Origin of the sequence: Pseudomonas sp. NBRC 100443, assembly GCF_030268185.1 — a bacterium.
Lineage (GTDB): Bacteria > Pseudomonadota > Gammaproteobacteria > Pseudomonadales > Pseudomonadaceae > Pseudomonas > Pseudomonas citronellolis.
On the sequence record NZ_BSQE01000018.1, the window covers coordinates 107,874 to 126,630 of the forward strand.

Here is an 18,757-nt window from a genome sequence, read left to right on the forward strand (position 1 = left end):
CATCGCAACGCCGCGCACGGTTCGCGTGGACGGCAACTCAGCCGCGCGCCGGCCGCTCCGGCCCCGGCAGCAGCGCCAGGGACTGGCGCGTCTCGCGGCTCTGCGCGTCGCGCCAGAGCTTGAAGGCATCCAGCTCGGCCTGCCAGTGGCGCACCACCCAGGCCAGCACCGCCAGGTCGTCCAGCAGGCCCACGCCGGGCAGCCAGTCGGGAATCATGTCCAGCGGCGAGAGGAAATACAGCAGCGCCGCCACCACCGCCAGCAGCGCCCTGGGGTTGAGCTGGCGATACTGCCCGCGCACGGTGGCCAGGGCGAGTTCCTGCAGCAGGCGCAGGTCGGCCTTGACCAGCTTCAGGCGCGCGCTCTTGCGCGCCACGGCGAACAACAGCGCCGGTACCCGGCCCCGGGCGAGAAAGCGTTCGGCCAGGGCCAGATAACGGTCGAAACCGGCGGGTTTCTTCATCGGGCACCTCGTTCCGGCGGTGTCGCCGGGGGACGTTTGGGTTATCCACCTTTCCTGTGGATAACTCTGTTGAAAGTATCCGGTCTCCACGCCGGAAAGCCCGTCGCCAGCGGCCTACAGACAGATCGGCGATTTTTTGTTCAGCTCGGGAAACCTTATAAAAATCATACAGTTGCGGCTATTCGATATCACCCTTCGCTGTCAAGCACCGGCCGTAACCACGGCTGCGACATATATGTGCATAAGGGTAACATCCCGCACCAGACTACGCCCTTTCCGACCGACTGGTCAGCCGCGGAGCAGCGCCATCTTCCTGCAGAAACAGGAACGCCCCGCACGGGCGGGGCGTCCTCTTGGTACGAATGTACTCAGTTCTGCGCCGGGGCTTGCGGCTGCTCGGCGCCGGCCTGGTTGGCATCCTTGATGCCCAGCAGTTCCAGGTCGAACACCAGCACCGAGTTGGCCGGGATGGTCGGGCTCGGGCTCTGCGAGCCGTAGGCCAGTTCGCTGGGGATGAACAGCTTGATCTTCTCGCCCACGTGCATCAGCTGCAGGGCTTCGACCCAGCCCGGGATCACGCCGTTGACCGGCAGGTCGATGGGGCTGCCGCGCTGGATGGAGCTGTCGAACACGGTGCCGTCGGTCAGCTTGCCCTCGTAGTGCACGGTGACCACGTCGGTGGCCTTGGGCTGCGGGCCGTCGGCCTTCTTCACCACTTCGTACTGCAGGCCGGACTTGGTGGTGACCACGCCTTCGCGCTTGCCGTTGTCCTCGAGGAACTTCTTGCCGGCCTTGAGGGTTTCCTCGCTCAGCTTGGCCATGCGCTCCTCGGAACGCTTCTGCAGGTCGGTGAACGCCTGGGTCAGCTCTTCATCGGTGACGCGCTGCGGCTTCTTGCCGATGGCATCTTCGATGCCCTGGGCGACGGCCTTGGAGTCCAGATCGTTCATGCCTTCCTGGGCCAGGCTCTTGCCCATGTTCAGGCCGATGCCGTAGGAGGCCTTCTGCGCCGACGTCTTGAGCTCCACATTGGCAGCCTGCTGATCGCAGCCCGCGAGAACCAGGCCGACCAGTGCGATCGCTGCCGCCAACCGATGTTGTTTCATGCTGATTCCTTGTCTGATTGCCATGCTGGCATTTCGATGAAACCGCGAGCTTATCAGGGCGCCGCGGCCAATGGCTATGGGCAATAGGAACCACTGCCGGGGGATAAGTTCCCACGGCAAACTTATAGAAAAATTAACGGGATAGGCGTTGCGAACGGCGTCGCACGCGGGCCTTTTCCGGAGCCGGAAAAGACAAAGCCCCCAGGCATTTCTGCCTGAGGGCTTGGAATATGGCGCAGCGGACGGGACTCGAACCCGCGACCCCCGGCGTGACAGGCCGGTATTCTAACCGACTGAACTACCGCTGCGTCGGACCTCGAGTTTGGTGGGTGATGACGGGATCGAACCGCCGACCCTCTGCTTGTAAGGCAGATGCTCTCCCAGCTGAGCTAATCACCCTTCACTCTCGAAGTGGGGCGCATTCTACGGAGGCATTCGCACCCTGGCAAGCCCCCGCGTGAAAAATTTTTTCTGCCGTTCCAAAGGCTTAGGAAAACGCCGGCGAAACGCCATGGGCTTGGCCTGGACCGCCGCTGTGGGAATAATGCAGTCCTTTGTGTCCGGGAGTTTGACCCTCATGTGGTTCCGTAACCTGCTCGTCTACCGCCTCACCCAGGATCTGCAGATCGATGCCGATGCCCTCGAGAAAGCCCTGGCCAGCAAGCCGGCGCGCCCCTGCGCCAGCCAGGAACTGACCACCTACGGCTTCACCGCGCCCTTCGGCAAGGGCCCCGACGCGCCCCTGGCCCACGTCAGCCAAGGCTTCTACCTGATCAGCGCGCGCAAGGAGGAACGCATCCTCCCCGGCAGCGTGGTGCGCGACGCGCTGAAGGACAAGGTGGACGAGATCGAGACCGCGCAGATGCGCAAGGTCTACAAGAAGGAACGCGACCAGCTCAAGGACGAGATCGTCCAGAGCCTGCTGCCGCGCGCCTTCATCCGCCGCTCCTCGACCTTCGCTGCGATCGCCCCGGAGCTGGGCCTGATCCTGGTCGATACCGCCAGCGCGAAGAAGGCCGAGGACCTGCTCTCCACCCTGCGCGAGGCCCTCGGCTCGCTGCCGGTGCGCCCGCTCAGCGTCAAGGTCGCGCCCAGCGCCACCCTCACCGACTGGGTGAAGACCCAGGAGGCCGCCGGCGACTTCTTCGTGCTCGACGAGTGCGAACTGCGCGACACCCACGAGGACGGCGGCGTGGTGCGCTGCAAGCGCCAGGACCTGACCAGCGACGAGATCCAGCTGCACCTGTCCTCCGGCAAGCTGGTCACCCAGCTGGCGCTGGCCTGGTCGGACAAGCTCAGCTTCGTGCTCGACGACAAGCTGGCGATCAAGCGCCTGCGTTTCGAGGAACTGCTGCAGGAGCAGGCCGAGAAGGACGGCGGCGACGACGCCCTCGGCCAGCTCGACGCCAGCTTCATCCTGATGATGCTGACCTTCGGCCAGTTCCTGCCGGCGCTGTTCGAAGCGCTCGGTGGCGAGGAAATCCCACAGGGCATTTAAGCCCATCCCGGCCGGCGCCCTATATGGCGCCGGCCCGACAATAACGACAAGGATCACCGTCCATGCGCGCCATCGCCTTGCTGAGCCGCTTCGTCGGCAACACCTTCGCCCTCTGGGTACTGCTGTTCGCCGTGCTGGCCTTCCTCGCGCCGCAGTGGTTCCGCCCGCTGGCGCCGGCGATAGTGCCGATGCTCGGCATCGTCATGTTCGGCATGGGCCTGACGCTGAAGCTGGAAGACTTCGCCGAAGTAGCGCGGCACCCCTGGCGCGTGTGCCTGGGCGTGGTCGCCCACTTCGTCATCATGCCCGGCGTGGCCTGGCTGCTGTGCCAGCTGCTGCAGCTGCCGCCGGAGATCGCCGTGGGCGTGATCCTGGTCGGCTGCTGCCCCAGCGGCACCGCCTCCAACGTCATGACCTGGCTCGCCCGCGGCGACCTGGCGCTGTCGGTGGCCATCGCCGCGGTGACCACCCTGCTCGCCCCGCTGCTGACGCCGGCGCTGATCTGGCTGCTGGCCTCGGCCTGGCTGCCGGTGTCCTTCGCCGAGCTGTTCTGGTCGATCCTGCAGGTGGTGCTGCTGCCCATCGCCCTCGGCGTGGTCGCCCAGCGCCTGTTCGGCGCGCGGGTGGGCAAGGTGGTGGAAGTGCTGCCGCTGGTCTCGGTGGTGTGCATCGTGGTGATAGTCGCGGCGGTGGTGGCGGCCAGCCAGGCGAAGATCGCCGAGTCCGGCCTACTGATCATGGCCGTGGTGATCCTGCACAACGGCTTCGGCTTCCTCCTCGGCTACCTCGCCGGGCGCGTCTTCGGCCTGCCCCTGGCGCAGCGCAAGTCGCTGGCCCTGGAAGTCGGCATGCAGAACTCCGGGCTTGGCGCGGCCCTGGCCAGCGCGCACTTCTCGCCGCTGGCGGCGGTACCCAGCGCGTTGTTCAGCGTCTGGCACAACATCTCCGGGGCCACCCTGTCGAGCTGGTTCCGCCGCCTGACGGACAAGCCCGAACAATCCTCCTGAAGCCTGCTGGCTCGGGCGGCGCCTGCACAGGTTGCCGTCCGGGCCAGATTGTGCAAAATACTGCACATCGTGAGGACGACCTCACCACCGCCTGGTGCACCGACGGGGACGGCCCTGCCATCGACTACCCTCGGAGGTCCCCATGTCCTGGTTCATCCTTTTCCTCGCCGGCCTGTTCGAAGTGGCCTGGGCCGTCGGTCTGAAATACACCGAAGGTTTCACCCGCCTGTGGCCCAGCGTGCTGACCGCGCTGGCCATGGCCGCCAGCATCGGCCTGCTGGGCCTGGCCATGAAACACCTGCCGCTGGGCACCGCCTACGCCATCTGGACCGGCATCGGCGCGCTGGGCACGGTGACCCTCGGCATCCTGCTGTTCGGCGAATCCGTCGCCCCGCTGCGCCTGCTCAGCATCGCGCTGATCCTCTGCGGCCTGGTCGGGCTGAAGTTAAGCCATTGAAATCGGCACGTCCGTCCTGTCGCTTTCCCGGAAAAGTCCCGGTATGCTGCGGCAACTGTGCTTGCCAGGATCGTCACGGCTGATGACCTGAAGGCGGCGACGCTCTTCGTTCGGCCCGGCCCACACCTTGCAACTCAGAACAGGCGGCGGTAACGCCGTGCAGCAAACCACAACGTTCAAGGTGTAACTCCATGTCGAATCGTCAGACCGGCACCGTCAAATGGTTCAACGATGCCAAGGGCTTTGGCTTCATCACCCAGGAAAACGGTGGCGACCTGTTCGTTCACTTCCGTTCCATCCAGGGCAATGGCTTCAAGTCGCTGCAGGAAGGCCAGAAGGTCTCCTTCATCGTTGTAGAAGGCCAGAAAGGCCTGCAGGCGGACGAAGTTCAGGTTATCTGAACCTCGCGCCCCTGTGAAAAAGCCCCGGCTCTGCCGGGGCTTTTTCGTTTCAGCGGGCGTTGCCGCGCAGGCCAGCCACCTGCGCCTGCAAGTACTGGCGCCCAGCCTCCTGCGGCGGCAGCGGCTGCCCCGCCACCAGGCGCACGCGCGACCAGAAGCGGCGGAAGAAGCCCTTGTCCGGGTCGCGGCTGAAGAAGCTGCCCCACAGGCCCTGCAGCGCCATGGGGATCACCGGCACCGGGGTTTCCTCGATGATCCGCTCCACCCCGCCGCGGAACTCGTTCATCTCGCCGTCGGCGGTCAGCTTGCCCTCGGGGAAGATGCACACCACCTCGCCGTCCTTCAGGTACTGCGCCACGCGGCGGAAGGCCTCCTCGTAGATGCGCTCGTCCTCGTGGCGCGCGGCGATGGGCACGGCACCGGCGGTGCGGAAGATGAAGTTGAGCACCGGCAGGCGGAAGATCTTGTAGTACATCACGAAGCGCACCGGGCGGCGGATGGAGCCGGCGATGAGCAGCGCATCGACGAAGGACACGTGGTTGCACACCAGCACCACCGGGCCCTCGTCGGGGATGGCCTCTAGGTTCTGGTGGTCGACGCGGTACATGGAGTGGCTGAGCAGCCAGACCAGGAAGCGCATGGTGAACTCGGGCACGATCTTGAAGATGTACACGTTCACCGCGACGTTCATCAGCGACAGCACCAGGAACAGCTGCGGGATGCTCAGCTTGGCCACCGACAGCAGCAGGATCGAGACGACGGCGGCGACCACCATGAACAGCGCGTTGAGGATGTTGTTCGCGGCGATCACCCGGGCCCGCTTGTCCTCCTCGGTGCGCGCCTGGATCAGGGCGTACAGCGGCACTATGTAGAAGCCGCCGAAGACGCCGATGCCGAGGATGTCGCCGAGCACCGCCCAGCTCTGCGGGTGCTCCAGCACTTCCAGCCAGGTGAACGGCGCGGCGCCGACGGGGAAGCCGCCGCTGTGCCACCACAGCAGGATGCCGAACAGGCTCAGGCCAATGGAGCCGAAGGGCACCAAGCCGATCTCCACCTTCTTGCCCGAGAGCTTCTCGCAAAGCATCGAGCCCAGGGCGATGCCCACCGAGAACACGGTGAGGATCAGCGTCACCACGCTCTCGTCGCCGTGCAGCAGCTCCTTGGCGTAGGTCGGGATCTGCGTCAGGTAGACGGCGCCGAGGAACCAGAACCAGGAGTTGCCCACCAGCGAGCGCGACACCGCCGGGCGCTGGCCGAGGCCCAGGCGCAGGATGGCCCAGGACTGCTTGAAGATGTTCCAGTCCAGCTGCAGCTGCGGCAGCGCGGCGGCGGCGCGGGGAATGCCGCGGCTGGCCAGGTAGCCGCAAGCGGCCACCAGCACCACGGCGATGCCCACCGCCGGAGCGTAGGCCTGGCGCGACATGAGCACGCCGGCGCCGATGGTGCCGGCGAGGATGGCCAGGAAGGTGCCCATCTCCACCAGGGCGTTGCCGCCGACCAGTTCGTCGTCGCGCAGGTGCTGCGGCAGGATCGAGTACTTCACCGGGCCGAACAGCGCCGAGTGGGTGCCCATGGCGAACAGCGCGAGGAACAGCAGCGGCAGGCTGCCGAGCAGGAAGCCCGCGGCGCCCACCAGCATGATGACCACCTCGGCCAGCTTCAGGGCGCGCATCAGCGCGTCCTTGTTGAACTTCTCGCCGAACTGCCCGCCCAGGGCGGAGAACAGGAAGAACGGCAGGATGAACAGCAGGGCGCAGAGGTTGACCAGCAGGTTGCGGTCACCGCCGACGCTCAGGTGGTAGAGGATCGCCAGGATCAGCGACTGCTTGAAGATGTTGTCGTTGAAGGCGCCGAGCAGCTGGGTGATGAAGAACGGCAAAAAGCGCCGGGAGCCCAGCAGGGCGAATTGCGAGTGTTGGCTCATCGTCCGTGTGTACCTGGTCAGGCGACCCCGAAAGCGGGCCGGGAGGACGCCGCGGCGTCCGTCGCAGATTTGACTGCAACTGCGATGCCTCTGGCCACATCCGCAGGCAAAAATTCCGAATTGCCTCTCGCATGACCGGACAGGCCGGGGCGAAATCGCGGACAGAGTGCGCTCGTTGTTTCCGACTGCACCGAGGTGCGCTTCGTAGGATGGGTTGAGCTTGCGAAACCCATGCGGTCATGGCGATGGGTATCGCTTCGCTCAACCCATCCTACGGGGCTGCCCCACCCACACCGGCCCCATGTAGGAGCGCGCCCTGCGCGCGAAATCGCGGGCAGGGCCCGCCTACAGGTTGCACGGTATTCCTCCCCGTAGGAGCGGACCTTGTCCGCGATAGCCGGAACCACCGGCGCGATTCGCGGATGAGATCTCCTACGCTGCCCCACCCGCACCATTCCATGTAGGAGCGCGCCCTGCGCGCGAATCGCGGGCAGGGCCCGCTCCTACAGGTTGCACGGTATTCCTCTCCCCGTAGGAGCGGACCTTGTCCGCGATAGCCGGAACCCCCGGCGCGATTCGCGGATAAGATCCGCTCCTACGCTGCCTCACCCGCACCATTTCATGTAGGAGCGCGCCCTGCGCGCGAATCGCGGGCAGGGCCCGCTTACAGGTTGCCGGGTGGCAGGCCGGAGCGTCCGCAGGCCTGGCGGTATTCCCCCGGAGCCACGCCGTAGGCCTGCTTGAACTGGCGGCTCAGGTGGCTCTGGTCGGCGTAGCCCAGTTGCGCCGCCACCGAGGCTGGCGCGCAGCCGCCCTTGAGCAGGGCGCGGGCCTGTTCCAGGCGGCGTTGCTTGATCCAGGCGTGGGGCGGCAGGCCGGTGGCCTTGCGGAACACCCGGGCGAAGTGGAAGGGCGACAGGTTCACCGCCGCCGCCAGCTCTTCCAGCGACGGCGGCTCGACCAGCCGGGCCGCCAGCAGCTCGCGGGCGCGGGCTACCGCCTGGGGTTCCTGCCCGGCCGGGCGCGCCTCGGGCACCCGCGCGTGGCGCTGGAACAGCAACAGCAATGCCTCGCGCCAGCAGGTCTGGCGCTCCAGGCTGCTGGCATTGGATTCCAGCAGGCGGTGCACGTGCAGGAAGGCCCGGCTCAACTCGGTATCGTGCAACACGCTGGCGTCGAAGGTCGGCAGGCCGCGGCCGCCCAGCTCCAGCTCGTCGAGCACGCTGCCGACCTGCCCGATCTCCGGATAGAACCCCCGGTACAGCCAGCCCGCCTCATGGGCCTTGGAGCCGGTGTGGACCTCGTCGGGATTGATCAGCACCAGGCTGCCGCTGGGCGCCAGGTGCTCGGCGCCGCGGTGGCGGAAGCGCTGGGCGCCCTGCTCGATCAGCACCAGGGCGAAACCTTCGTGGACATGAGGGGCGAAGCGCTGCTCGATGAAGCGCGCGTGCAGCAACTCCAGGCCGCCCAGTTCCTGGGCCCGCCAGAAGCGCGTGCGCTCGCCCTGGGCGCTGTCGAGGAGCATGCCGGGGCCTCAGCCGATGAAGCCGGCTTCCAGGGCGGCCTTCACCTGCGGCCACTCCAGGTCGGTGATGCTATAGAGAACGCTGTCGTCCAGGCGCCCGCCGGCCAGGCGCCGGTGGTTGCGCAGCACGCCCTCGCGCACCGCGCCGAGCTTCTCGATGGCGCGCTGCGAGCGCAGGTTGCTGGCGGCGGTCTTCAGCTGCACGCGGACCATCTTCCAGTTGTCGAAGGCCTGGCGCAGCATCAGGTACTTGATGCTGGCGTTCAGCCCGGTGCCGTGCTGCGCCGCATCCAGCCAGGTGCCACCGATCTCGCAGGCCGGCAGCGCCGGAAGGAAATCCATGAAACGGGTGGTGCCCACCAGCTGGTTGCCCAGGCGCACCACCAGCGGCAGGGCGCGGCCCTCGCGCTGCTCGGCGAGGCTGTTGCGGTACCAGTCCGGGCGCTGCGGCGCGCTCATGAACTTCAGCGCCTCGCGATTGGCCTCGGCCAGCGCCACCAGGTCCGGCACGTCGGCCTCGACCATGGGCTCCAGGCGCAGCGCACCGCGCTGCAGGGTGATGGGTGACGGTCTGAACATGGCCCCTCCTCGTACCTCGACTTTCCGCCGGCTCCTATCGGAACCCGGCGCCCGGCAATAGTGCCACAGCCGCGCCAGGGCGCGACGGGCGGGGCCGGGCGAAAAGGCCGGCAAAGCTACCAGCGCTTTCCCAGTGCGGCAAGCGGCCTCTGAGACCTTGGTCGCAGGGGTTCTGACAGCATCGGACTTTGGTGCGAAACTGCATCCCAGCAGCTCCTGCGGGGGAGCGAGTCGATTTGTCGGAGTTCGCATGTCGTTGTCCAGTGGGCTGATCGCCACGGTCGCCCTTCTCTACATGGCCATCCTGTTCGCCATCGCCTTCTATGGCGACCGCCGCCGCGCGCCCCTGTCGCCGCGCCTGCGCGCCTGGGTCTACAGCCTGTCGCTGGCGGTCTATTGCACCAGCTGGACCTTCTTCGGCGCCGTCGGCCAGGCCGCCGGCCAGCTCTGGTCGTTCCTGCCGATCTACCTCGGCCCGGTATTGCTGATGCTCTTCGCGCCCTGGGTGCTGCAGAAGATGATCATGATCAGCAAGCAGGAGAACATCACCTCCATCGCCGACTTCATCGCCGCGCGCTACGGCAAGTCCCAGGCCCTGGCGGTGGTGGTGGCGCTGATCTGCGTGGTCTGCGTGCTGCCCTACATCGCCCTGCAGCTCAAGGGCATCGTCCTGGGCGTAAACCTGTTGATCGGCGCCGGCGCCGACTCCGGCGGCAGCCGCGCCCAGGACACGGCGCTGATCGTCTCGCTGGTGCTGGCGCTGTTCACCATCGTCTTCGGCACCCGCAGCCTGGACGTCACCGAGCACCACCGCGGCATGGTGCTGGCCATCGCCTTCGAGTCGCTGGTCAAGCTCACCGCCTTCCTCGCCGTGGGCATCTTCGTCACCTTCGGCCTCTACGACGGCTTCGGCGACCTGTTCGACAGGGCCCGCGACGCCCCGCAACTGGCCGAGTACTGGCAGGAGACCGTGCACTGGCCGGCCATGCTGCTGCAAACCGGCGTGGCCATGACCGCCATCATGTGCCTGCCGCGGCAGTTCCACGTGCTGGTGGTGGAGAACATCGAGCCGCGCGACCTCAACCTGGCGCGCTGGGTGTTCCCCGCCTACCTGGTGCTGGCCGCGCTCTTCGTGGTGCCCATCGCCCTGGCCGGGCAGATGCAGCTGCCGGCCGGGGTCATCCCCGACTCCTTCGTGATCAGCCTGCCGCTGGCCGAGGCGCACCCGGCGCTGGCGCTGCTGGCCTTCATCGGCGGCGCCTCGGCGGCCACCGGCATGGTCATCGTGGCCAGCGTGGCGCTGTCCACCATGGTCTCCAACGACATGCTGCTGCCCTGGCTGCTGCGCCGCAAGGGCACCGACGCCGAGCAGCCGTTCGAGGTGTTCCGCCACTGGCTGCTGACCGTGCGCCGGGTGAGCATCGCGCTGATCCTCCTGCTGGCCTACGTCAGCTACCGCCTGCTGGGCTCCACCGCGAGCCTGGCGACCATCGGCCAGATCGCCTTCGCCGCCATCGCCCAGCTGGGCCCGGCGATGATCGGCGCGCTGTACTGGAAACAGGCCAACCGCCGCGGCGTGTTCGCCGGCCTGGCCGCCGGCGCCGCGCTCTGGGCCTATACCCTGGTGCTGCCGGTGATCGCCCGCAGCCTGGGCTGGCCGCTGGAGCACTTCCCCGGGCTGACCTGGCTGGCCACCCACCCCTTCGGCATCAACATCGAGCCGCTGACCCTCGGCGTGCTGCTCTCGCTGATCGGCAACTTCGCCCTGTTCGGCCTGGTCTCGGTGTTCTCCCGCACCCGCGTCTCCGAGCACTGGCAGGCCAGCCGCTTCATCGGCCAGGAAATCTCCCAGCGGCTCAGCTCGCGCTCGATGCTGGCGGTGCAGTTGGAAGACCTGCTGATGCTCGCCGCGCGCTTCGTCGGCGAGGAGCGCGCGCGGCAGAGCTTCATCCGCTTCGCCTACCGCCAGGGCAAGGGCTTCGTGCCCAGTCAGAACGCCAACGACGAGTGGATCGCCCACACCGAGCGCCTGCTCGCCGGCGTGCTCGGCGCGTCCTCGGCGCGAGCGGTGGTGAAGGCCGCCATCGAGGGCCGCGAGATGCAGGTGGAGGACGTGGTGAAGATCGCCGACGAAGCCTCCGAGGTGCTGCAATTCAACCGCGCCCTGCTGCAGGGCGCCATCGAGAACATCACCCAGGGCATCAGCGTGGTCGACCAGTCGCTGCGCCTGGTGGCCTGGAACCACCGCTACATCGAGCTGTTCGACTACCCCGAGGGGCTGATCCACGTCGGCCGGCCGATCGCCGACATCATCCGCTACAACGCCGAGCGCGGCCTGTGCGGGCCCGGCGACCCCGACCTGCACGTGGCCAAGCGCCTGTACTGGATGCGCCAGGGCACCCCGCACACCTCCGAGCGGCTGTTCCCCAACGGCCGCGTCATCGAGCTGATCGGCAACCCCATGCCCGGCGGCGGCTTCGTCATGAGCTTCACCGACATCACCGCGTTCCGCGACGCCGAGCACGGCCTCAAGGAGGCCAACGAGAGCCTGGAGCAGCGCGTCGAGGAACGCACCCAGGAACTCTCCCAGCTGAACCAGGCGCTGACCGAGGCCAAGGGCACCGCCGAGGCCGCCAACCAGTCGAAGACGCGCTTCCTCGCCGCGGTCAGCCACGACCTGATGCAGCCGCTGAACGCCGCGCGGCTGTTCTCCGCGGCGCTGGCGCAGAGCGAACTGCCCGGCGAGTCCAGCGACCTGGTGCGCCACCTGGACTCCTCGCTGCGCTCGGCCGAGGACCTGATCACCGACCTGCTGGACATCTCGCGCCTGGAAAGCGGCCGCGTCAGCGCCGAGCGCGCGGCCTTCCCGCTCAGCGCCCTGCTCGACCCGCTGGGCGCCGAGTTCCGCGCCCTGGCCCAGGAACAGGGCATCGACTTCCACCTGCGCGGCAGCAAGCTGCGCGTGGACAGCGACATCAAGCTGCTGCGCCGGGTGCTGCAGAACTTCCTGACCAACGCCTTCCGCTACGCCAAGGGCCGCGTGCTGCTGGGCGTGCGCCGCGAGGACGGGCACCTGCGCCTGGAAGTGTGGGACCGCGGCCCGGGCATCCCCGAGGACAAGCTCAGCGTGATCTTCGAGGAATTCAAGCGCCTGGACAGCCACCAGACCCGCGCAGAGAAGGGCCTGGGCCTGGGTCTTGCGATCGCCGACCGGCTGTGCAAGGTGCTCGGCCACCGCCTGCAGGTGCGCTCCTGGCCGGGCAAGGGCAGCGTGTTTAGCGTCAGCGTGCCGCTGGCGCGGCAACCGGCGCCGGCCGAGCTCAACGGCCACAAGGCCGAGGTGCCCACCGAGCTGAACGGCGCCCAGGTGCTGTGCGTGGACAACGAGGACAGCATCCTGGTGGGCATGAACAGCCTGCTCAGCCGCTGGGGCTGCCGCGTGCTCACCGCGCGCAGCAAGGCCGAGTGCGAGCGACTGCTGGACAGCGACGCGCGCCCGGAACTGGCGCTGATCGACTACCACCTGGACAACGGCGAGACCGGCGCCGAGCTGATGGCCTGGCTGCGCACCCGCCTGGGCGAACCGGTGCCCGGCGTGGTGATCAGCGCCGACGCCCGCCCCGAACTGGTGGCGCAGATCCACGCCGCCGGCCTGGAGTTCCTCGCCAAGCCGGTGAAACCGGCGGCGCTGCGGGCACTGCTGAGCCGGCACCTGAGCCTGCGCTGAGCGGACGTCGTAGGGCGCATAACGGCTACGGCGTTATCCGCCGCCTGGCCTTGCTTGCCGGCGGCTCCTGGGTTGACCTTGGCGTTGGCTGTGACCCCGGTGTATCGGCGGATAACCGCGAACGGTTATCCGCCCTACGGTTCCGGGAGGCACGGTATTCCTCCCCCGTAGGAGCAACTGTCTTGCAAGCCGCGCCGAGGTGCTCTTCGTAGGATGGGTTGAGCTTGCGAAACCCATGCGGTTGCGCTGATGGGTATCGCTTCGCTCAACACCATCCTACGGGTCTTGTGCCTGCCGGAGGGGGTAGGACCTTGTCCGCGATAGCCGGAACCACCGGCGCGATTCGCGGATAAGATCCGCCTACGCCACCCCAGCCGCGCCACGCCCTTGTAGGAGCGCGCCCTGCGCGCGAATCGCGGGCAGGGCCCGCTCCTACAAATGGGTCCGGAGGTGGGCATGACGTAGGAGCAACTGTCTTGCCGGCTACACCGCGAAGCTCTTCGTAGGAGCCATGCCCACCGGAACCTTGTCCGCGATAGCCGGACGTCCCGCCGCGAATCACGAATGAAATCCCCCGCCTTGACCTGGAACATCCCCTCCACGCCGTCAGCTTCTAGACTCCCAGCATCCCCGCACGGAGCCGCCCCGCGATGCTGGACCACATGGAACTCGTCCTCGACCTCACCACCGCCCTGGCCATCGGCCTGCTGGTCGGCACCGAGCGCGGCTGGCGCGAGCGCGACTTCGAGGACATCCGCCAGGTCGCCGGCATCCGCACCTTCACCCTGGCCGGCCTGCTGGGCGGTTTGAGCGCGCTGCTGGCCGGGCACTTCGGCGTCTGGGCCTGGGCGGTGATGGCGCTGCTGGTGGGCCTGCTGGCGGTGGCCGGCTACCTGGCCGACGTGGGCCGCAGCGGCGACCAGGGCATGACCAGCGAGGTCGCCCTGCTCGCCACCTTCCTGCTGGGCAGCCTGGCGGTGGCCGACAGCCGCCTGCTGGCCGCCGGCGGCGGCGTGGTGGTGGCGCTGCTGCTGAGCCTGAAGGAATCCCTGCATGCCGCGCTGAAGCACCTGGACGCCCGCGAACTCTCGGCGGCCTTCAAGCTGCTGTTCATCTCGGTGGTGATGCTGCCGGTGCTGCCCAACCAGGGCTACGGTCCCTGGCAGGTATTCAACCCCTACGCCAGCTGGTGGATGGTGGTGCTGATCGCCGGCCTGGGCTTCGCCGCCTACGTCGCCGTGCGCCTCACCGGCACCCGCCACGGCCTGCTGATCACCGCGCTGCTCGGCGGCCTGGTGTCCTCCACGGCGATGACCCTCACCCTCGCCGGCATGCATGGGCAACGCCGCCTGCAACCGCTGCTGGCCGCCGGCCTGCTGGCCACCTCGGCGCTGATGTTCCCGCGGGTGGCCCTGGAGGTCGGCCTGGTCAACGTCGAGCTGCTGCCGGACCTGCTGCCGCCGCTGATCGTCGCCACCCTGGTCTATGCCGGCGGCGCGCTGCTGTATTGGCAGCGCGCCAGCCGGGACGAGACGCCCGCCACCAGCGAACCGCCGCTGAAGAACCCCTTCGAACTGGGCCCGGCCCTGCGCTTCGCCGCCCTGCTGGCGCTGATCCTGTTCCTGGTCGAGGCCGGGCACCGCTACCTGGGCGACGTCGGCGTGTACCTGGTGGCGCTGCTCTCGGGCCTGGCCGACGTCGACGCCATCACCCTGTCCCTGGCCAGCAACGCCCTGGGCGGGCTGGACGCCGAAGTGGCCGGGCACGGCATCGTCCTCGCCGTGGTCAGCAACAGCCTGGTCAAGGCCGTCCTGATCGCCCTGGTCGGCGGCGCCCGGCTGGCCCTGCGCTGCGTACCGGTGATGGTCGCCGGCCTCGCCGCGGGGGCGCTGACGCTGCTCTTCGTGTAGATCAGGCGAGCCAATGCAACGCCCGTAGGATGGGTGGAGCGAAGCGATACCCATCGCCATGACCGCATGGGTTTCGCAAGCTCAACCCATCCTACGAAAAGCACCTTGCAGAAGCGGCGTCAGCGCGGCTGCTCGAACTGGCGGAGGATCTCCCCCACCCGCTCGCCGAGCATTTCGTTGGCCGACCGCTTCAGGCCCCGCGCCAGCTCCACCAGCACCACCTGCTCGGCCAGCGGACGCAGGCGCATGAACACCTCGGCCAGTTGCTCCAGGTCGGCCGCGCCGGGCAGCAGCTCGGCGCCGCGCTTGTCCACCAGGTGGGTGACCACCAGGCGCACGATGCCGGCGGCCAGGTGCTCGGTGTCGCCGCGCAGCACCGCCAGGTGCTCCAGCAGCGCGGCCAGGGGAATGCCCGAGCGGTACAGCTCGACGCCGGCGTTGAACAACCGCGGGCTGGGGATGCTGATGCGCTCGCCGTCGAATTGCAGCAGGCCCTGCTGCAGGGCGCGGTCGATGACCTCGTCGTTGAGTTCGTCGCCGAAGATCGCCTGCAGTTCGTCGAAGCCGATCTGCCCCGGCGTCTCCAGGTTCCAGGCGCCGAGGATGGCCTGGTCCAGCCCCAGCACGTGGTCGAGGTCGTGGCCGCGCTCCCAGCTTTCCAGCAGCTCCTTGATGTTCGACAGGCCGTAGCCGCGCTCCAGCAGGCCGCCGATCAGGCGCAGGCGGCGCAGGTGACTGGCGAAGTACACGCCACTGCGGCCGCGCCGCTCCGGCGGCGGCAGCAGGCCGCGATCCTGGTAGGCGCGGATGTTGCGCACCGTGCTGCCGGCCTCGCGGGCCAGCTCGTCGACGCTGAATTCGCGCTCGTCCTCCATCTCCGCCGGGCTTTGCTCGGGGCGCTGGAGCAGGCGCTGCAGAAGGCTCAGGGGCGTGCTCATGGCGGCGATCATAGCCAGCGCCCGGCGCCGGCCACAACCGCAAGGCATCGATACGCAAGCGCTTGCGAAGCCCATCACAACGCCCAACCAAAGGCGGGACTTCATCGCCCCGCGCACCCTGCCCTTTTCGCCAAACCCGCATGGCCACTGGACTGCGCGCCGCTGCCCGCATTGGTAACAGCGCCGCCGGGCATGGCGCGGGCGGGGCGAATGGGTCAGCATCCACTGTGACATCGACCAATGTCATGGTCGCTCCGTACAACAACAATGGCCTGGAGAACGTCATGCCCCGAGGCACCCCGTCCGCCCATCCGCTCCCGCCGCCGCCACGGGAGGCCGCATGAACGCAATGCTCGAGAACCCCGGCCTGCCGCCGGCCGAACGCCTCGACGTGCAATCCGGCGCGGTGCGCCTGGCGGTGTACCGCTGGGGCGATGCGAACAAGCCGATGCTGCTGTTCGTCCACGGCTACCCGGACAACCACGAAGTCTGGCTGCCGCTGATCGCCCGCCTGCTCGGCCGCTACCAGGTGGTGGCCTACGACGTGCGCGGCGCCGGCGCCTCGGACAAACCACGGCGCACCCGCGACTACCGCCTGGAGCTGCTCAGCCAGGACCTGAAAGCCGTGCTCGACGCCGTCAGCCCCGAACGCGCGGTGCACCTGGTGGCCCACGACTGGGGCTCGATCCAGACCTGGGAGAGCGTCACCGACCCGGCGCTGCGCCAGCGCATCGCCTCCTACACCAGCATTTCCGGGCCCTGCCTGGACCACGTCGGCCACTGGATGCGCGACCGATTGCGGCGCAGGCGCCCGGCCGCGCTGCTGCAGATGCTCAGCCAGCTGCTGCACTCCTGGTACATCTACTACTTCCACCTGCCGCTGCTCCCGGCGCTGTCCTGGCGCTTGGGCGCCGCGCGCCTGTGGCCGCAGTACCTGCGCAAGGTCGAGGGCATCCGCAACCCCGGGCGCAACCCGCACCAGGCCAGCGACGGCGAGCACGGCGTGAAGCTGTACCGGGCCAACTTCATCGGTTCGATCTTCAAGCCGCGCAAGCGCCATACCGAGGTGCCGGTGCAACTGGTGGTGCCGACCCGCGACCGCTACGTCGGCCAGCAGCTGTTCCAGCAGCTTTCGCTGTGGGCGCCGCGGCTGTGGCGCCGCGAGGTGGCCGCCGGACACTGGCAACTGCTCGCCGAACCGGAGCAACTGGCCGGCTGGATCGACGAATTCGCCCGCCACATCGACGGCGGCGAGGCCAGCCAGCCGCTGCAGCGCGCCCAGCAGAAACCCGGCGCCGGGCCCTTCGCCGGCAAGCTGGTGGTGGTCACCGGCGCCGGCGGCGGCATCGGCCGTTCCACGCTGCTGCGCTTCGCCGAACAGGGCGCCAGCGTGCTCGCCGCGGACATCGACCCGGCCGCCGCCGAAGCCAGCTCCGCCCAGGCCCGCAGCCTTGGCGCCACGGCCTTCAGCTATTGCGTGGACGTCGGCGACAGCGCCGCCATGGAACGCTTCGCCACCTGGGTGAAAAGCAGCCTGGGCGTGCCCGACGTGGTGGTCAGCAACGCCGGCATCGGCCTGGCCGGCGCCATGCTCGACACCAGCGCGCAGGACTGGGAGCGCCTGCTGCGCGTCAACCTGTGGAGCGTCATCGACGGCTGCCGCCTGTTCGGCCGGCAGATGGTCGAGGCCGGCAAGCCCGGGCACCTGGTCAACGTCGCCTCCGGCGTGGCCTTCGCGCCCTCGCGCAACTACCCGGCCTACGCCACCAGCAAGGCGGCGGTGCTGATGCTCAGCGAATGCCTGCGCGCCGAACTGGCCGGGCACGGCATCGGCGTCAGCGCCGCCTGCCCCGGCTTCGTCGACACCGGCATCGTCCAGGCCACCCGCTTCGCCGGCCTCAGCGAGGAGCAACAGGCCCGCCGACGGGCCAAGGTGCAGCGCTTCTACCGCCGGCGCCGGCTGAGCCCGGACAGGGTGGGCGAGAAGATCGTCCAGGCCGTGCAGCGCAACCAACCGGTGGTCGCCGCCGGCGCCGAGGTGCACCTGGCGCGCTGGCAGTGGCGCCTGCTGCCCGGCCTGTCGCGCCTGTTCGCCCGTTTCGACCTGACTTCCCGAGGCCAACCATGACCGACCATCATCACCGCCTGGTGCAACGCAAGGTACAGTTCGACTACAGCGCCTCGCCGCTGCACTGGATTCCCGGGCAGGCCGAGGCCTCCCACGTCATCAACGTCATCCACATGATGCTGCCGGCCGGCGAGCTGTGGTTCTGCCGCCTGTACAACAGGGCCCTGCCCTTCGTGAAGGACGCGCGCATGCGCGACGACGTGCAGGGCTTCATCCGCCAGGAAGCGATGCACGCCCGCGCCCACTCCGGCGCCGTGGAGCGCTACCTGACGGTGCACGGCATCGACTCCAGCCGCTACCTGAAGGCCATGGACTACCTGTTCGAGCAGTTGCTCAGCGACACCCCGCTGGGGCTGCAGTTGTTCAACAGAACGCCCTGGCTGCGCCGCTGGTGGATCGGCCAGCGCTGCGCCATTGTCGCCGCGGTCGAGCATTTCACCTGTGTGCTGGGCAAATGGGTGCTGGAAGCCGAGGCGCTGGACCGCGCCGGCTCCGACCCGGTGCTGCTGGACCTGTTCCGCTGGCACGGCGCCGAGGAAGTGGAGCACCGCAACGTCGCCCACGACCTGCACGTGCACCTGGGCGGCAGCTTCATCAGCCGCCAGCTGTGGATGTTCGTGGTCTGGCCGCTGATCATCTGGCTGTTCGCCTTCGGCACCCGCACCCTAGCCCGCCAGGACCCGAGCCTGGGCAGGCCGCGGCCCTTCTGGCGCATCTGGCGCGACAGCGAAAAGCGCGGCCTGCTGCCACGGCGAGCCTCGCTGGCCGGAAGCTTCCTGCGCTACTTCAAGCCCTGGTACCACCCGGACCACGAGGCCAACACCCAGGAGGCCCTGGACTACCTGGCGCGCTCGCCGGCGGCGAGTCGGGCGGCGCAGGGTTGAGGGGAGTTCCGGGTAAGAGAAAGAGCACCCTCTCCCTAACCCTCTCCCTGAAGGGAGAGGGGACCGTTCGGAGTGCTCAGGTATTTCGGCGTTGGCCGGCTAGCACAGAGGCTACCGGCTGAAACCAAGTCTTCTCTCGGCACGGACAAGCCCCCTCTCCCTTCAGGGAGAGGGCTGGGGAGAGGGAACGGGGTCAACCTCAAGCACAAC

General features: G+C 68.3%; 14 protein-coding genes and 2 tRNA genes. 8 read left to right on the forward strand and 8 right to left on the reverse strand.

Features of this window, described 5'->3' with window-relative positions; translation table 11 throughout:
• Positions 1 to 37 precede the first annotated feature (37 nt).
• The 4 genes from QSJ95_RS22480 to QSJ95_RS22495 all read right to left on the reverse strand — a co-directional run bounded on the left by QSJ95_RS22480 (position 38) and on the right by QSJ95_RS22495 (position 1,968).
• On the reverse strand, positions 38 to 463 hold the full coding sequence (locus QSJ95_RS22480; RefSeq protein ID WP_009620548.1) for a YkvA family protein: 426 nt from the start codon (positions 461 to 463) through the stop codon (positions 38 to 40).
• A 368-nt stretch (positions 464 to 831) separates the two neighbouring features.
• Positions 832 to 1,569, reverse strand: a complete 738-nt coding sequence (bamJ, locus tag QSJ95_RS22485) for a BamJ family beta-barrel-assembly machinery protein (protein WP_285645406.1) — start codon at positions 1,567 to 1,569, stop codon at positions 832 to 834.
• Between the two features lie 231 nt (positions 1,570 to 1,800).
• Positions 1,801 to 1,877: transfer RNA gene (locus tag QSJ95_RS22490), tRNA-Asp, on the reverse strand.
• Between the two features lie 15 nt (positions 1,878 to 1,892).
• Positions 1,893 to 1,968, reverse strand: a tRNA-Val gene (locus QSJ95_RS22495).
• Between the two features lie 178 nt (positions 1,969 to 2,146).
• Between QSJ95_RS22495 and rdgC the strand changes: the two genes are divergently transcribed.
• The 4 genes from rdgC (at position 2,147) to QSJ95_RS22515 (ending at position 4,932) form a co-directional block, all read left to right on the forward strand.
• Positions 2,147 to 3,067 (forward strand): recombination-associated protein RdgC, encoded by a 921-nt coding sequence (gene rdgC, locus QSJ95_RS22500; protein WP_009620552.1) that lies wholly within the window; start codon positions 2,147 to 2,149, stop codon positions 3,065 to 3,067.
• A gap of 62 nt (positions 3,068 to 3,129) precedes the next feature.
• Complete coding sequence (locus tag QSJ95_RS22505) at positions 3,130 to 4,074, forward strand: bile acid:sodium symporter family protein (RefSeq protein ID WP_064583921.1); 945 nt, start codon at positions 3,130 to 3,132, stop codon at positions 4,072 to 4,074.
• Positions 4,075 to 4,216: 142 nt separating this feature from the next.
• The gene (gene sugE, locus QSJ95_RS22510; RefSeq protein WP_009620556.1) at positions 4,217 to 4,531 is read left to right on the forward strand and encodes a quaternary ammonium compound efflux SMR transporter SugE; all 315 of its coding nucleotides are present in this window, start codon (positions 4,217 to 4,219) and stop codon (positions 4,529 to 4,531) included.
• 191 nt (positions 4,532 to 4,722) lie between these two features.
• Complete coding sequence (locus QSJ95_RS22515; protein ID WP_009620558.1) at positions 4,723 to 4,932, forward strand: cold-shock protein; 210 nt, start codon at positions 4,723 to 4,725, stop codon at positions 4,930 to 4,932.
• Between the two features lie 49 nt (positions 4,933 to 4,981).
• Here the strand turns inward: QSJ95_RS22515 and QSJ95_RS22520 are convergent, their stop codons facing one another.
• From QSJ95_RS22520 to QSJ95_RS22530, 3 genes are all read right to left on the reverse strand, one after another.
• Positions 4,982 to 6,856, reverse strand: a complete 1,875-nt coding sequence (locus QSJ95_RS22520; RefSeq protein ID WP_064583922.1) for an MFS transporter — start codon at positions 6,854 to 6,856, stop codon at positions 4,982 to 4,984.
• Positions 6,857 to 7,520: 664 nt separating this feature from the next.
• Complete coding sequence (locus tag QSJ95_RS22525) at positions 7,521 to 8,381, reverse strand: AraC family transcriptional regulator (RefSeq protein WP_285645412.1); 861 nt, start codon at positions 8,379 to 8,381, stop codon at positions 7,521 to 7,523.
• A gap of 9 nt (positions 8,382 to 8,390) precedes the next feature.
• Positions 8,391 to 8,960, reverse strand: coding sequence for a GNAT family N-acetyltransferase (locus QSJ95_RS22530; RefSeq protein ID WP_009620564.1), 570 nt, complete (start codon positions 8,958 to 8,960; stop codon positions 8,391 to 8,393).
• A gap of 250 nt (positions 8,961 to 9,210) precedes the next feature.
• Here QSJ95_RS22530 and QSJ95_RS22535 point away from each other — a divergent pair, with 250 nt between their 5' ends.
• The gene (locus tag QSJ95_RS22535) at positions 9,211 to 12,687 is read left to right on the forward strand and encodes a PAS domain-containing hybrid sensor histidine kinase/response regulator (protein ID WP_058490853.1); all 3,477 of its coding nucleotides are present in this window, start codon (positions 9,211 to 9,213) and stop codon (positions 12,685 to 12,687) included.
• A 650-nt stretch (positions 12,688 to 13,337) separates the two neighbouring features.
• Positions 13,338 to 14,597 (forward strand): MgtC/SapB family protein, encoded by a 1,260-nt coding sequence (locus tag QSJ95_RS22540; RefSeq protein WP_009620567.1) that lies wholly within the window; start codon positions 13,338 to 13,340, stop codon positions 14,595 to 14,597.
• Positions 14,598 to 14,716: 119 nt separating this feature from the next.
• Here the strand turns inward: QSJ95_RS22540 and QSJ95_RS22545 are convergent, their stop codons facing one another.
• The gene (locus tag QSJ95_RS22545; RefSeq protein ID WP_152623780.1) at positions 14,717 to 15,472 is read right to left on the reverse strand and encodes a MerR family transcriptional regulator; all 756 of its coding nucleotides are present in this window, start codon (positions 15,470 to 15,472) and stop codon (positions 14,717 to 14,719) included.
• 403 nt (positions 15,473 to 15,875) lie between these two features.
• Between QSJ95_RS22545 and QSJ95_RS22550 the strand changes: the two genes are divergently transcribed.
• Both QSJ95_RS22550 and QSJ95_RS22555 read left to right on the forward strand, forming a co-directional pair.
• The gene (locus QSJ95_RS22550) at positions 15,876 to 17,663 is read left to right on the forward strand and encodes an SDR family oxidoreductase (RefSeq protein WP_285645416.1); all 1,788 of its coding nucleotides are present in this window, start codon (positions 15,876 to 15,878) and stop codon (positions 17,661 to 17,663) included.
• The gene (locus tag QSJ95_RS22555) at positions 17,660 to 18,547 is read left to right on the forward strand and encodes a metal-dependent hydrolase (protein WP_285645417.1); all 888 of its coding nucleotides are present in this window, start codon (positions 17,660 to 17,662) and stop codon (positions 18,545 to 18,547) included. The genes QSJ95_RS22550 and QSJ95_RS22555 overlap by 4 nt, the downstream gene beginning before the upstream one ends.
• Positions 18,548 to 18,757: the final 210 nt, after the last annotated feature.